Origin of the sequence: Rhodanobacter sp. AS-Z3 (assembly GCF_029224025.1) — a bacterium.
GTDB lineage: Bacteria > Pseudomonadota > Gammaproteobacteria > Xanthomonadales > Rhodanobacteraceae > Rhodanobacter.
Genome location: NZ_CP119392.1, coordinates 3,050,844 through 3,064,520, shown reverse-complemented (window position 1 = coordinate 3,064,520; position 13,677 = coordinate 3,050,844). Strand labels below are relative to the sequence as shown.

11 protein-coding genes are annotated in these 13,677 nt (G+C 60.2%); 7 read left to right on the top strand and 4 right to left on the bottom strand.

Annotated features, from left to right (window positions below):
- Complete coding sequence (locus tag PY254_RS13655; protein ID WP_281012593.1) at positions 1 to 1,767, top strand: DUF2207 family protein; 1,767 nt, start codon at positions 1 to 3, stop codon at positions 1,765 to 1,767.
- Between the two features lie 179 nt (positions 1,768 to 1,946).
- On the opposite strand, the gene PY254_RS13650 is transcribed toward PY254_RS13655, so the two are convergent.
- Positions 1,947 to 2,519 (bottom strand): hypothetical protein, encoded by a 573-nt coding sequence (locus PY254_RS13650; RefSeq protein WP_281012592.1) that lies wholly within the window; start codon positions 2,517 to 2,519, stop codon positions 1,947 to 1,949.
- 597 nt (positions 2,520 to 3,116) lie between these two features.
- Here PY254_RS13650 and PY254_RS13645 point away from each other — a divergent pair.
- Positions 3,117 to 3,482, top strand: coding sequence for a DUF6164 family protein (locus PY254_RS13645; RefSeq protein WP_281012591.1), 366 nt, complete (start codon positions 3,117 to 3,119; stop codon positions 3,480 to 3,482).
- Between the two features lie 128 nt (positions 3,483 to 3,610).
- A complete protein-coding gene (locus PY254_RS13640; protein WP_281012590.1) occupies positions 3,611 to 3,835 on the top strand; it encodes a hypothetical protein in 225 nt (74 codons plus the stop codon).
- Positions 3,836 to 4,640: 805 nt separating this feature from the next.
- Here PY254_RS13640 and PY254_RS13635 read toward each other — a convergent pair.
- Positions 4,641 to 5,228, bottom strand: coding sequence for a PEP-CTERM sorting domain-containing protein (locus tag PY254_RS13635; RefSeq protein ID WP_281012589.1), 588 nt, complete (start codon positions 5,226 to 5,228; stop codon positions 4,641 to 4,643).
- 690 nt (positions 5,229 to 5,918) lie between these two features.
- On the opposite strand from PY254_RS13635, the gene PY254_RS13630 reads away from it, so the two are divergent.
- Entirely contained in the window at positions 5,919 to 6,989 is a 1,071-nt protein-coding gene (locus PY254_RS13630; protein ID WP_281012588.1) for an alpha/beta fold hydrolase, read from the top strand.
- Between the two features lie 396 nt (positions 6,990 to 7,385).
- Positions 7,386 to 7,961, top strand: a complete 576-nt coding sequence (locus PY254_RS13625) for a PEP-CTERM sorting domain-containing protein (RefSeq protein WP_281012587.1) — start codon at positions 7,386 to 7,388, stop codon at positions 7,959 to 7,961.
- A 375-nt stretch (positions 7,962 to 8,336) separates the two neighbouring features.
- Here PY254_RS13625 and PY254_RS13620 read toward each other — a convergent pair whose 3' ends face one another.
- Both PY254_RS13620 and PY254_RS13615 read right to left on the bottom strand, forming a co-directional pair.
- On the bottom strand, positions 8,337 to 9,179 hold the full coding sequence (locus PY254_RS13620) for a hypothetical protein (protein ID WP_281012586.1): 843 nt from the start codon (positions 9,177 to 9,179) through the stop codon (positions 8,337 to 8,339).
- A 3-nt stretch (positions 9,180 to 9,182) separates the two neighbouring features.
- Positions 9,183 to 10,421, bottom strand: a complete 1,239-nt coding sequence (locus tag PY254_RS13615) for a hypothetical protein (RefSeq protein ID WP_281012585.1) — start codon at positions 10,419 to 10,421, stop codon at positions 9,183 to 9,185.
- Positions 10,422 to 10,657: 236 nt separating this feature from the next.
- Here PY254_RS13615 and PY254_RS13610 point away from each other — a divergent pair, with 236 nt between their 5' ends.
- Together PY254_RS13610 and PY254_RS13605 are read left to right on the top strand one after the other, a co-directional pair.
- On the top strand, positions 10,658 to 12,268 hold the full coding sequence (locus PY254_RS13610) for a tetratricopeptide repeat-containing sulfotransferase family protein (RefSeq protein ID WP_281012584.1): 1,611 nt from the start codon (positions 10,658 to 10,660) through the stop codon (positions 12,266 to 12,268).
- Between the two features lie 481 nt (positions 12,269 to 12,749).
- Complete coding sequence (locus PY254_RS13605) at positions 12,750 to 13,514, top strand: Npun_F0296 family exosortase-dependent surface protein (RefSeq protein WP_281012583.1); 765 nt, start codon at positions 12,750 to 12,752, stop codon at positions 13,512 to 13,514.
- Positions 13,515 to 13,677 lie beyond the last annotated feature (163 nt).

The following is a 13,677-nucleotide window of genomic DNA, read 5'->3' as shown; positions in this document are numbered from 1 at the left end:
ATGCATCGTCAACCGCGACGGATCGCTCGCCTGTTCTGCCTGTTCGCCATGCTGCTGGTTACCACCGGTGCGATGGCGCAAGACGCCAGTCCGCCCGACACCCAGCCCGCGCTGGTGTCGCGCAATACGGAGATTCAGGTCGGCTACGGTCATGCGATTGATGTCGACGAGACCACGTGGGTCAACGCGGCGGTCGCAGCGGAGTTCCATCGGGAGTTGATCTTTCCCGGCCGGAAGCTCAATCCCGTCGATGTGCCTTCCGTGGGCGCCAGCGAGAACGACGAAGTGGTGAACGCCGACGTTGTTCCGTGGGGTGACGGCTTGAGTATTCGTGTGCATCCCAAGCGGCAGATCATGCCGCGGAAATTCGAGATCTATTTCCGCATCCTGCACGGTGTCGCTGTCGGCGACGACGGCAGGCTCGTCTGGCCGCTGACTTTGGCCAGCGACCGCCTGCCGCTGCAACACGCCCACCTGCAAGTAAGTTTGCCGGCGGAAACGCCGACTGACCAGATTCACGCGCACCTCGAGCTCGATGGTGTGCCGGTGGAAGACGGGACGTTTCAGCTCAGTGGAACCCGGGTGTCCCTCGACTGGCCCGGTGCCGTCGCGCCGGGTCAGGTGCTGGATGCAGTGGTGACGTTCCCGCGGGTGTCCGAGCCCTGGGGTTTCGACCCACCGAAAGCGCCGGCGTGGATGTTCAACGGACCGCTGTGGCTGGTCTTGCTGGCGTTGTATTACTTCGTGGCGAAAATCATCGTCAGCGGCGTTGGCGACGGGAAGCCGGTCATCGTTGAGTACGAGCCGCCGGCGGGTTGGTCTGCCGGCGCCGTGCGACTGCTGTGGCATGGCAGCTGGGATCGCCAATGCTTTGCCACCGGGGTGCTTGGCATCGCGGCCAAGGGCGGGCTCACGCTCGGTCAACAAGCCGATGGCAGCTGGACGGCAACGCGTGCGGGCGATGACACCATGCCGAGCCTGACGGCCGACGAACGTTCCTTGCGCGCCGCGTTGTTCACCTTTGGTTGCATCACGCCGCTGTCGGATGCCAGCACCGATAGCATTGGCCTTGCCGAGATGGCTTTCCGGCGAGTGTTGGAGGCGCGTTGTGCCAGCGAGCGCCCCATGGACCCCGCCTTGCTGCTGTTCCCTGGATGGTTCATCGCGCTACCGGCGGCAACTCTGTTGTTCTTTGGCATTGCCAGTCGTTTCGCGACGATTGCTGAGATCGTCGTCGTCAGCTTCTTGTGCGCGCTTGGACTGGCGATGCTCCGCGGAGCGGTTTCGCTGAATGTGCTGCGCGCCACACGCGCGCAATTCTTGTTCGTCGGCCTGATCTGCGTCGCCGGTCTGTTGGGTGGGGGCGATTGGTTGGACAGGTTGATGGGTGTCGCGCTGCTGGCCGGCCAGGTCGCCGGAAGCTGGTGGCTGGTTCGCCAATCACCGAACGACACGGCGTTGTTGCGCACGTTGCGCGGCTTCCGCTGGTATCTCGGCACGGCCGAACAGCAGGAAATGGATGCGCGCTACAAACCGTCACTGCACCCTGAACTTCAAGCCAGCTTGCTGCCGTACGCCATGGCCCTGGATGTGGAAGTGACCTGGAACGCCCACTTCGCGCAGGCGCTGGTGAAGGCGGAAGGGCCGACGGATTTCCTGGCCAGCATGAACCCCGAACACGAACAGGCTTCACTCGACCTGCTGGCCTATGCGCAATCAATCAAGCAGCAGATCGGATCGGACGAACTCAGCGATGAGGGTAGTTAAGAGGTTCGGCTGCCGAGGGCTCAGTTGTCGCTGAAGCATCGTGCTTCCGACCCGCAGGATGGTGAGGCCGCGTTTCATGCCCGGCGTTTGGCAACACATCGCCAGCGCGAACAGGAGGGGCGTCCGCTGGCGCGCAAAACGTGCGATCGGCCTCTCATGCTGGGCTGCACTGGCTTTCGTTAGCTCACTGCGCCCTGCGGCACGTGCCGATTGATCTCTGATTGAAGCAGCGCCAACGCGACCGTGATTTCCTTGCTGTTGGCCTGGTGCAGGGTCTGGATGAATCGTTGCAGGCTGGCGGGTTCAACACCCTCACGTAGCGCGGGCAGCATGACCAGCCAGTCTCCCTTGATGAGCCCTTGCTGCTGATAGATGCCCATCAATTTCTCGGCCTCGAACCAGAACCGGGAGGTTCCGACTCGGACCGCTGTGTCGATGGTGGTCGTGTTGCAGCTGCCCAATTGGATGATGTGATTGTCGGTTTTGGCGGGTACACCGGCCCGTGCAAGCCCGCCACACAGCAGTGACACGGCGGCCTCGCGTGCCGAAGCGCTGATGCCTGCTTGCAGCAGCGCACTCACGACAGCGGCCCGCTGCATGGCCACCGCCATCCACAACGCATGCTCGCGCTGTTCGTCCGAAGTACACCGCGCTACCACCTTCTCGGCGGCTTGCAGCGTGCCGTCGTTCCACAACAATTCGATGATGTTCTGCTTGAACTCGAATTGAGTGTTCTGTGCTTCCATGGCCATGGATAATCCTGTTTTGGTCGTGGCGTCATGATACGAGCGCAAAAGCCGACTCCCGGGACAATTTGCATCCTGACTCCGTCGACGCGGCTCCTTGCTTCTGAGTGGATGCCGTTATGGACCGTTGGAGAAAGCGGCTCGCCGTCGTGGTGCGCGCGTCGTGCATCGGCCTCGGCTGAGGCGGGGCGGGGCGGACTTCTGGAGAATGACAGCTGCCCGATATCAGCGAGAGCACCAGGATGACCGCGATTCAAGCGATCCATCAGGTTGCCGAGCAGCGCAGCACGCAACGAAATGCAGTCGGCGGGCGCCGGCAGGCGGATCACGATGAGATTATCGATGCCTGCGAAATCGCGTCCATGGAGCTGCGAAGGTCTATGAAAAGGCGTGCGCGGAAGGTGCGGACTTGCCCCGATACGTAAGTCTTGTCGGATAGTGGGATGCCGCATCCTGTGAGGGAACAGACACGGGTGGCCCCAGTGCGGAATGGTCGTGGTGAATGGCCGTTGCACGCGTATCCGCCCAGCGGTTGCACGGCACCACGCAAGACATCAGTCGCACATCCTCGGGCCGGCCCTGATTCGCGGTTATCATGAGGGCATGTCCAAGCTGCTTTTGAATTTGCGTAACGTGCCCGAAGACGAGGCCGACGACGTGCGCGCGCTGCTCGACGCGCAAGAGATCGCGTACTACGAAACCAGGCCCAGCCTGTGGGGCGTCTCGGCTGGCGGAATCTGGGTGACGGAAGACGCTGCGTTCGCTGCCGCCAGGCACGCGATGGACGATTACCAGCAGCAACGTAGCGCCCGTGTCCGTGCCGAGTACGCCGCTGCCAAGCAGGCAGGTACGGCGGAAACGTTTGTCACGCTGCTTCGTGCGGACCCCGTGCGCGTGGTGATGAGTGTGTTGGGCATCCTGTTTGCGCTGGGTCTGGTGACGATTCCGTTTTTCCTGTTGCGCAGGTAGTCAACCGTATCCAGGACTCTTTTGGCAGGGCGCATTCCGCTGAGGATGCACTTTCTCAATCAGCGGCAACGTTTTCCTGTTTTGCTGGGTGTCGCGGCCCTCATACTTGCCGCAACTCAGGAGCGAATATGGAAACCATCCACATAGTGCAGCCATTCGACCAGGTCGGTCGACGCTTGGTAGCGGGGCAGGTCTTGCAGTTCAAGACGGCGGATGAAGCGGCACGCCGGGCAGAGCGACTGGCCGAAAAGCACGCTGGCATCGTGGCGTACAGCATGGACGTGGATGAAGATGGCGGCGACTACGGCACACCGCGAGTGCTGTTTCAGTCCGGGGATGTGCCCGACCTTTGAGAGGCTGTCCGTACTGTCGCCATGACGCGGCATTGATGCTTTTCGCTGTGGCCGCGAACTGCGGTTCGGTGCCGACAGGCAGACCATGGCAGAGAACCCGAACCCCGGAGCCAGTCGCATCCCGCCGCCACTACCTGCTTCCGTTCTGATCGCAGGCGTGCGTTATGCGCAGGTTTCTGGTGACGCTGAAACGGACGGCCATGTCGGCGGTGTTCTTGCGGCTTTTGACGCCTCCCGGCGGTAATTGTGGCGCCTCAAAGTTTACGAAAACCCACGCCGTCCCGAACGGGAGGGCGATGTGCAGCATGTAGGGTTTCGCTCACTGTGCGCTCAAGACGGCAAGCTGCCGATCGAGAGCGATCGTGGAGAGCGCTTCGAGATCGATCCTGTAACGCTACAGGTGCTCGGCCATCCGGCATCGGCCCTCGAATCCGGGTGCGATATCGAACCGATCTCGCGCCAGCAGCGCGTCCACCGGCCAGGACGTTAGCCAGAACAACCAGCAAATGCTGACGTGTCTTGACTGACCCTGCCGCGCGTTGCGCGCCGGTTTCTGGACGAAATGGATGCCGTGATCAGGCGTCGTGCCCACGGCTTGGCTGCGCTCTGGCCGAGGTAAAAACCCGAAGGCGCTGGAACGTGCTCAGCGCGGACCGGCTTCCAGGCGTTGGCTTAGCTGAGGCGCGTGGGCGGCAGGGCAAGCCGCCACGTTAGGCTTCAGCTGGCGCGTCTCACGAAGAGTGTGTGCCCAACGCGTGCCTGACGCTTCGGAACGAGGGTCAGGCACGTATCTGAGATGCGTACTTCAGAGCGACGCAGACTTCCGGCGCTTGTAGGCCAGCAGACCGATCGCGCCGATGCCGGCGAGCAGGAAGGGCAGGCCAGCGGGTTCCGGTACGTCAACCTTGGTCACCGAGAGCGAAATGCCACCCCGGTTGTCGCTCAGGTTGTCGTCAAAAATGTAGAACGAAACATTGCCGGCGGTGCCGAGGGTGAAGAGCTGCGAATAGATGCCGGCATGCGCAAATGAGCGTGCTGCGCTGTCATAGTAGCTGCCATCGGCATTGGGGCCGTAGCCACCATTGCCATCCGAATCGCCGAAATAGAAAGTTTGCGCGCCGGCAGTGAAGACGGCGCTGTTTTCCCAGCCCTGGCTGCAATGGGTGCCGTCCCCGGCACAACTCATGTTGCTGTTCCAGCGGCTGAACGCCATGTATTGGTCTTGGGTGAACATGACTTCGTACGTGCCCGCGCCGAGGCTCAGGGTCTTGGCCGTTGAGCCATCCGTCGAGGCATTGGCATGGCCGTCGAGGTTGACGACGGTGGCGCCAGCCGAAGCGGCGAAGACCAGCGCCGTAACGGCGGCGAGTGCCAATGTGGTGATCTTGCGCATCGTGATTCCCTGTTGAATGTGCTGAACGTGCAGGAATCAAAGCATGATTCGGGCCAAGCACATAAAGTCATCAAAGACAGTGAGTTGTGGCGAATGCCACGAGGGTTGCAAGAGCCGAGTTGTAAGATATTCCGACGTTTTCTGGATGATTTTCGAGGTGGCGGAGCAGGGAATCAGAGGTCGAGCATCTCCCCCCGGTTTCTTCGCGCTTCGCGAGCGAAGGTGTTGATCGCTGGATTGGGCAGCCGGCGACTATGACGGCGGTGAGTAAGCATGGGTCCTCAAGCCGTCTTTCGGTGCTGTTCTTGCCAGACAAGCCGTGGCCACGGCACTTTTGCGGCCTGCTTCGCTGGCGAATATTGCCCGGCTGATCGCATCCACCCACCGCTTCAACGCATCACGGTGCCGCGCTGCTGAGCCGCTGCTTATAGTCAGCAGGAAGGTGTCGACGCAAAGCCACTCATTCTGGATGTTGTGTGAATGCGTGGATCGGTTCGATTCCGTACGCCGTATCGCCGTAACCGCGCTCGGCCACAACGGGTCGCAGGATAGAAAACCGATCGGGCGTATTCAGATGATTGCATCAATCGAATACCGAATCGTCCAGTACGATTTTCCATGGCCCACGAGCATGGCGTGGTCAGGCTGGCTTGCTGCAGCCTTCTCAACATTGCGCAGGTGAAATGCAGTATGGAAAGACGCTTGCAACAAGGCCGGCATGGCTGGCGCACTCTGCGCCGCATTGGACGGGTCACGCTCGTGTTGTTGCTGGTGCTTGGTACTGCCGGCGCGGTGTGGAATGTTCTGGCCATCCGCCACTACCGCAAGGCGTTTCCGCCGCCCGGCAAGTTGTTTACGGTGAACGGAAACCAGATGCACCTTTATTGCAGCGGCGCCGGCTCGCCTACCGTAGTGCTTGAATCCGGGCTAGGTGACGATTTTCTCACATGGGGCAAGGTGCAACCCGCATTGTCCCTCGCCACGCGGGTGTGCTCGTACGACCGTGCCGGATTGGGCTGGAGTGAGCCGCAGTCAGGGCCACGCGACGCAACGCCTATCGCCAGCCAGTTGCATGAGCTGCTGCAACAGGCGCAGGTCAAAGGGCCACTGCTGTTGATGGGGCATTCTGCCGGTGGCATCTATATTCGCGCATACGCTTCCCGTTACCCCCATGAAGTGGCCGGACTGGTGTTCGTGGATGCCAGTTCGCCAACGCAGGACTCTGTGATGCCGGCGAACTTGAGGGCGCTGGATGAACGCGGTGGCTTGCAGGTGTCGCTGATGAAGGCGCTGATGTGGCTGGGCGTGGATCGGGTGCTGGGCGTGTGCGACCAAGTACCACCAGGCTTCGAAGCGCAGGCAGGTTTGTTGAAGGCAGACGCATGCATTCCTGCTCAGGTCGACGCTTACCAAGGTGAGCAGGCCGATTGGTCAGCTTCGCTGTTGGAAACAGCGCAAACCGGGCCTTATGGTGACCTGCCGATTCTGGTTTTTTCGCGTGACCCGAACGCATCGCTGCCGTCGCAGCTTCCTGCCCCTGTCACTGCGGCCGAACTACGGCAGGGCATGTTGATCTGGGATGGACTGCAGCAGCAACTTGCCCAACTGTCCACGCATGGTCAGCGGATCATCGCCAAAGGCAGTGGTCACTACATTCAATTGGACCGACCCGACGTGCTGAACCGTGCCGTGGCGATATTCATTCAGCAGGTCCGCAAGGGTTCTGTTCTTGTTTCTGATGGCCGCGTACAAGTTGAGTGACGTCAACGCTGCCGGACTTCCGCGACGTCTGACGCCTGCGCCTCACTGCTCCAGTATGTCGACCTGAAGACGTCTGTCGTTACGTATTCGCTTGCCTTGCTGTGTGCCGTCGCTGTCTTCCGGTGGGACGGCATAGCTCTACAGCTCACACTCGATCGTGCAGCTTCAGGCATGCCAACGGTTGCGCTGGGCAGAATGGCTGCAGTTTCAGGAGTGGGTGTCGGTCAAATTTACATACAAGAGCTTTGCTGTAAGTTCAATGATAGTGGAATCATGCACTTAAAGATTGGCATGGAACATGTATGTACTTTTGAGATAGCGACAACTCAGACGTTGCGTACTGCATCTGTCGCTGTTCAAGACAATGGATTTGCCAAACCCACCTGGAGGTTTCCCATGAACACAATTGCAGCGAAGAGCATGAACGCGCTCACCCGTGTAGTCGTTGGTACAACGCTGGCGTTCTTCGCCCTGGCAGCCAACGCCATTCCGATTGGTGCGCCCGGTACCGAGGGACAGAAAGTCATCGTTTCAGGCACTGATCATGTGATTGCGACCTATCAGGGAAACACGGCTTCGTACAGCAACGACCTGCGTTTGAACGGCAACTTTATCTTCAATAATCACACGACCCCCGTCGGTGCTTCGGTGGATCTCGGCAGCTTTGCCATTGGAACCGAACTGATTTTCGAGTTGTTTGTGAACAACACCGGATACAGCTACTTCACCGGGCCCGATTCAAGAAATCCCGATGGGCATGCTCATGCGCGCGTTCAAGCCAACTGGCAGCCTGGTGAGACCCTGGTCAGCTTCGAAGACTTGTTCAACGGTCCATTCGAATTCAACGACCTGAGCTTTTCCTTCACAAATACGACTTCAGGCCCCACCGATGTGCCGGAACCCAATCCGCTTTTGCTGATGCTTGTTGGTATCGGCCTAATCGGTGTGACCGTGCGGTATCGCAGGGCGTAGTTGCCTGAGCAACCAGGGCGAAGAAAATTTCCTTCGCCCGCCGCGTGCCGAGGTGCAGGTAGTTTGTCGTCAACGAGCGCGAAAACGGCACGGTCGTACTTGGCCACCGCTGCCTGCCGGCAGTGCAAATAGCCTGCAGGCAGCACCGGTAGTCCGTATTCGCTGCGAAGCAGGTTGGCGTTCGTTGCTGGCTGCATAGTCAGGTGAATGCCGGCGAGATCCAGGCGCGGGTGGCGTATCGCCGCGCGTTTTCGCTTCCGCATCAGGATGCAAGGTGGTGGTACCTGCGGGTCAGGCGCTTTTCGCCACTGCCTTGTACTGCGCTGTGAACTGGGGAAATGAAACCCCCTTCTGTCTGCATTCTGATCTGCAGGTTCAATCGGCGTGCGGCAGCGCCTTGCGCTGACAGGCAATCGTTTTTACCAGGATCTCGCAGTCTTCCATAAACAAACTCCACCAGTCGGCCCCCGGCTCGGAGTTCATGTGCGTGATATGGAAGCTTGCCGTCAACAGCACGTCGGGCAACAGGATCGTGGTGTAGTTGAGTGTATTCCGCATGCCTGCCGGCTCCCAAAGATAACGCAGCCAACGCAAGCCGTTACTTGTCACTACCTCGTAGCTGCCCGGCGGACGTTGCAGGCTGTTGTCCAGAATATTGTCGATCTGGTACTGCGGAAGCGGGTCACCGCTGATGGTCTTGCCGCGATAAGTCTGGTCGCGCAACTGCCAGTTCGGGCCACCCTCGGAGTCAAGATAGGACACGTAATCGTGTCGCAGGTAGTCCTCGAGCATGGCCACGTTTTCGGGGTCGAGCTGAATGCCATGCTTGACGCGTTCGAGTTGCCAATACGCCGTTATGATCGCGTAAGGCGGATGCGGAACCGGAAAGAGGCGTGCGATGTTCCACCGCGGAAGTTGGTAGACCCAGTTGCTGACCGCCAATTTGATTGTCTTGTGGTAACTCCGCCAGTCGCTGAGGTTCGTTCCGGTGAAGGCGTCTTCGCCGAGGCTGACGCTGTCTGCGGCGCCGATGGTCTCGCCGAAGGCCGATGAAGGTTCGAGAAAGGCCAGGATGAAGGGCCCGCAGTCAACCTGCCGGGGTATGGCACGGGCGGTTGGAATGCCACCTTGTGGAGCTGTGAAGGCTGCCGTGACTCGCTTGTACCAAGGCCACGGTTTGCGGGCGAAAGGGGCATTGGGTACCGGAAAGTGGGTCATGGCTCAGGCCGTCTCCGAAGGGTGGAACTGCGTCGCATACCGGGCCAACTCGTGGTGCCCCGTGAATGTCAGCTGTTCCACGTAGGTGTCCAGCCCCAGATAGGGCAACGTGTGTGGACTGGCAAGCGGATCGTCACCGAGCAGCAGGCCTCGGAATTTCAGGGATCGGGCCAGTCCGCTGCAACTGAGATCGTTCGCACCGGCCAGGTTCGCCACCGGATCGAACGGATTGTTGCGCACACGCTCGATCGTGATGCCTGCGCGCTCGCAGGCGAGTTCGGCTCGCTTGATGTTGCAGCCGACGGCGTGCAGGCTGACGCTATGGCAGTCAAGACGCATGCCGTAATGCTTCAGCGCAAACTCTACGGCAGTGCTGAAGATAATGGCGCCTTGGCTATGTGCTACCCAGCGCGTGCGGTGCTTGCGTTCTTGCGCCTCCTTGAGCACGGCTGCGAGGTGTTGGCTGTTGTGGCTGCACGGAAATACGCCTTGTTTGTCGTAGGCGCACTCGAATAGATCCTGACGCATGCCATCGGTGGGGTTGTGGAAGAGCGTGAAGTTAGCGAGCGGCGACGCACCATCGACGTAGGCGGTTTCGAGATGAGTGCCCATCAACCAGGCGGCCTTGGTCAGGTTGTTCTGCATGCCGTTGACAGCTGCGTGAAGCGTTTCGATCCGATGCGTTGGCATGGGATGTGCGCTACCCCAGCTGGCCTCCAGTGCGACGGCGACCTCATTTGATTTTTTGCCCAGTTGTTTGAAGTCGGGCGTAAACTGCGCAGTGCCGGTTTTGCCGACGCGGTATAGCGCATTGCGCTGCATGGAATCGGGCAACGTAGGCTTCAGCACGTCCCGATCCATGAAGATGTCCACAATCAGCACCGGCATGCCGGGCCTGATCGAGTAGCTCACCTTGTAGTGATAGCCCTTGAACGGATAACGGGTTGGCAGTAGTCGCTGAAACCAGTTTCTGTGGCCGGTATCGGCGTCGAGTCGCTTGGGGTTGCTGGCAATTTCCAGCAGCTCGTCCGCTACCTTGCGGCGATCGAAATCATTGAGCGCGCGCAGCATTCGAAAGGCTTGGTCGCCAAGCACGATCTTCTTGTCCAGCGTGACGAAAGGCAGGCTTCCGATCTTGAACAACGCGGCGATCTGCGGCGCCTTGGCTGCCGCGTCATGCCAGGAATGGTGTTGTGTGGCGCACTTCTGTAGCTGCTCGCGAGTCAGCAGTTGTCGAGTCATCGTCACGAATCCTTGTGATGGTGCAGCGATTGGGAGGAAACGCGTTTGGCACGCCTTCCGGTTGCGAGTCTTCAGCGCAGCGGCTCGAGGTCGCGTCGCCAAATGCATGCGTGGTTGACGATATCACTGACGCGCGCCGTACATAACGGGGCAGTGCTCGGGTTTTCGATCGCGAACTTCCTCCGCTGCGGATTTTTTGATCTACTCGAACATCTTTCTGTTGGAATGCTCCTGAAATGAATCTACCGCCGGACACGCGGGAGTTCGCCCTTGGCCGCCAGGCCCGACAGCTCTTCGAGCAGCAGCAATTCGATGCGGCATGTGCGGTGCTCGAAACGCTGGTTCACGACGTTCCAGAGAATCCTTTCGTGCGCATGGATCTCGCCACCGTGTTACTTCGGTGCGGTCGTTTGCGTGATGGAACGGCCCAATTACTTGAGGCAGCGCGGGGGGCTTCGGTGGACCCTCAGTTCGGCCTTCATCTGGCGCGCGTGCTTTTATCCGTCGGTGAAGTCGTGGCGGCGCGATCCTGTCTGGACGCATTGGAACTGCCCCCGGACCTGCCGGCACCACTGCTGGCCGAACAGGCCTACCTGCGATGGATGATGAAGGACCTTGCCGCCGCGAGACGCCTGATCGATCGAGCGCTTGTTGCCGGTGCGGATAGTCCGCGCGAATATCACCTGCAGGCGATGTTGATGCAGTTTGCCGGTGAGTTGCAGCCGGCAGGCCGCGTCCTGGAGGCGTGCCTGCAACGCTGGCCAGCCTTTGGTGATGCGGCGCTGGCGCGATCCAGCCTGTGGCGACAGACGCCGGAAACGAACCACCTCGATTTCCTGCGTCGTCAGTTGGAACGCGTGCCCACCACTACCAGGGTTCCAGCCGAGCTTGCGAACCGAGCGGCGTTCGAAGCGGCGCTGTTCAAGGAGCTGGATGACCTGGACCGACCGGATGAGGCCTGGCAGGCTTTGGCTCGATGCAACGCGCTCATGCATCAGGTCAGCCCTTACGACGCCGCTGGTGAATCCGCGGTAGCTGATGCCTTGATCAAGACATCGGTCTTGCTGACGGCGCGGGCGTCTTCCTCGGCCGCCGATGCAGAAGGTCCGCAACCGATCTTCATCGTGGGTATGCCGCGTTCGGGAACAACGCTATTGGACCGAATGCTTTCCAGCCATTCGGAAGTGGCTTCCGCGGGCGAGATCACTGACTTTCTTCGTCAATTGCATGAGGTGACCGATGCGCCCGCGCAAGGCGTGCAGGGCCTGTTGAGCGCGATCGAGCGCAGTGTGGACATAGACTTTGCAGAGCTGGGGGCGCGTTATCTGGCGCAGACGCAGTGGCGAGCGCCGGGTTGCAGATATTTCGTGGACAAGTTGCCGGCGAACATCCGGATGGTTGCGCATATCCGTCGCGCGCTGCCGCATGCGCGCATCCTGCACATGGTGCGTGACCCGATGGAGGTGTGCTTCTCGAACTTCAGCGTGATGTTCGGAAGCATCGCTGCGTATAGCTACGACCAACCTGCATTGGCTCACTATTACGCTCAATACGTGCGGCTCGCACAGCATTGGCGGAGCCGCCTGCCGGATGCCATGTTCGAGGTTCGCTATGCCGATCTGGTGCGGGAGCCTGAGACCACCCTGCAGAAGGTTCTTGAGCACTGCGGGTTGCCGCTGGAGGATGCCTGTCTGCATCCTGAGCGCAACACGGCGCCGGTGGCCACGCCCAGTAGCATCCAGGTGCGCGAGGCTGTTCACACCCGAGGTCTTGACCGCTGGCATCGTTACGCGCAACACCTCGATGTGCTGCGTGAGAACCTGGCGGGAATGGAACCGTGCGGCTGAGGAAGGCGGGTTGATGCGTGGTTACGGCGCGGCGGTTGCAGCGCGATCTGCAGGTGTCCTCCTGGGATGCACGTCGAGCGCACGCACGCCTCAGTTTCCCGATCGGGGCAGGTTGTAGCAACGCTTTACATCGCTTCCAGCTGACGGCTGAGCAACCAGCGTCTTGCCGCCCGGCCGCCCTTGATGTGCGCATGTTTCCTTGCGTCGACTGCGGGCGCCAGCTTGCGCAGCCACGTCAGCGCAGTTTCGCCACGCGCGATCTCGCATAAAGCGTCGAAATGCCTTACGAAACCGTCCATCATTTCTGATGAGTGTCCAGGCTTTCGTATTGTAAACAGTCACTTGCATTGTGGCTCGTATCGTGCATCTACATTTGCGCAGGTCGATCGACAGATGAGCGTTTCCGCCGACAAGCTGCAAGTAGGCCCATCAACAGGCAAGCAGGTCATTCCGTTCGCTCTCACTACCTGGAGACATCACGATGAACAGCAATGCCAGTATCAAATTACAAACCCCGCGCCTTCTGCGCTCACTGCTCGGTGCAGCCATGCTGGTTGCCGGCATGGGCCTGGTAACGACGACAGCCAGCGCTAGTGTCCTGCTCTCCGGTTCGGTCGGTGGCGTTCCTTCAGGCGCTGATCATTACGAAACTTTCGACAGCATCGCAGACGGCACTTCGACTACCACCGCGCTTCCCAGCGGTCTTACGGTCTCGTTTGCACCCGATGGAAAAGCCGTTCAGGGCACAACTGGCCAGTACGCGGCGCCAGTGCTTTCCAGTGGTAACGGTGCGAACTTCGGTGGCCAACCTGACGGCACGGATACCACGACCTATCTCACCAGCGGCGGTCCGAACGGCTCGACGACGCTGACGTTCGCAACGGCTCAGCGTTACCTGGGTCTGCTGTGGGGGTCTGTTGACGGATACAACAACCTTGAGTTCTTCAGTGGCGGCACGTCGGTAGCCTCTTTTTGGGGCGCAGCCGTGACAGCCGTAGCGGGGGCGGGCAACTGCGTCAACGGTAATCAGACGACGATTGGCACCTGCTACGTCAACATCAATTTCCTGCAGGGCTCGTTCGACCGGGTTGTCGCCACCAGCGGCTCGTATGCATTTGAGTTCGACAACGTTGCCTTCAGTTCCGCACCGATTGGCGTGCCGGAGCCGGGTATTCTGGGCATGTTCGGCGTGGGCTTGCTGCTGGTCGGTTCGACTTACCGGTTCAAGGCGCGCAAGCAGGGCTGAGGCCTTCGACGGATGGTGAAAAACGCCCCGGTGACGGGGCGTTTTCTTTTGCTGCGCCCGCAGGCAGTGCCTGCGGGGACGTGCAAGTCGAATTGTGGATATTTTCCCGTTGTCTTGTTGCCCACGCTCGTCCACAGTGGACTGCCCGGCCGAAAGGCTTCGG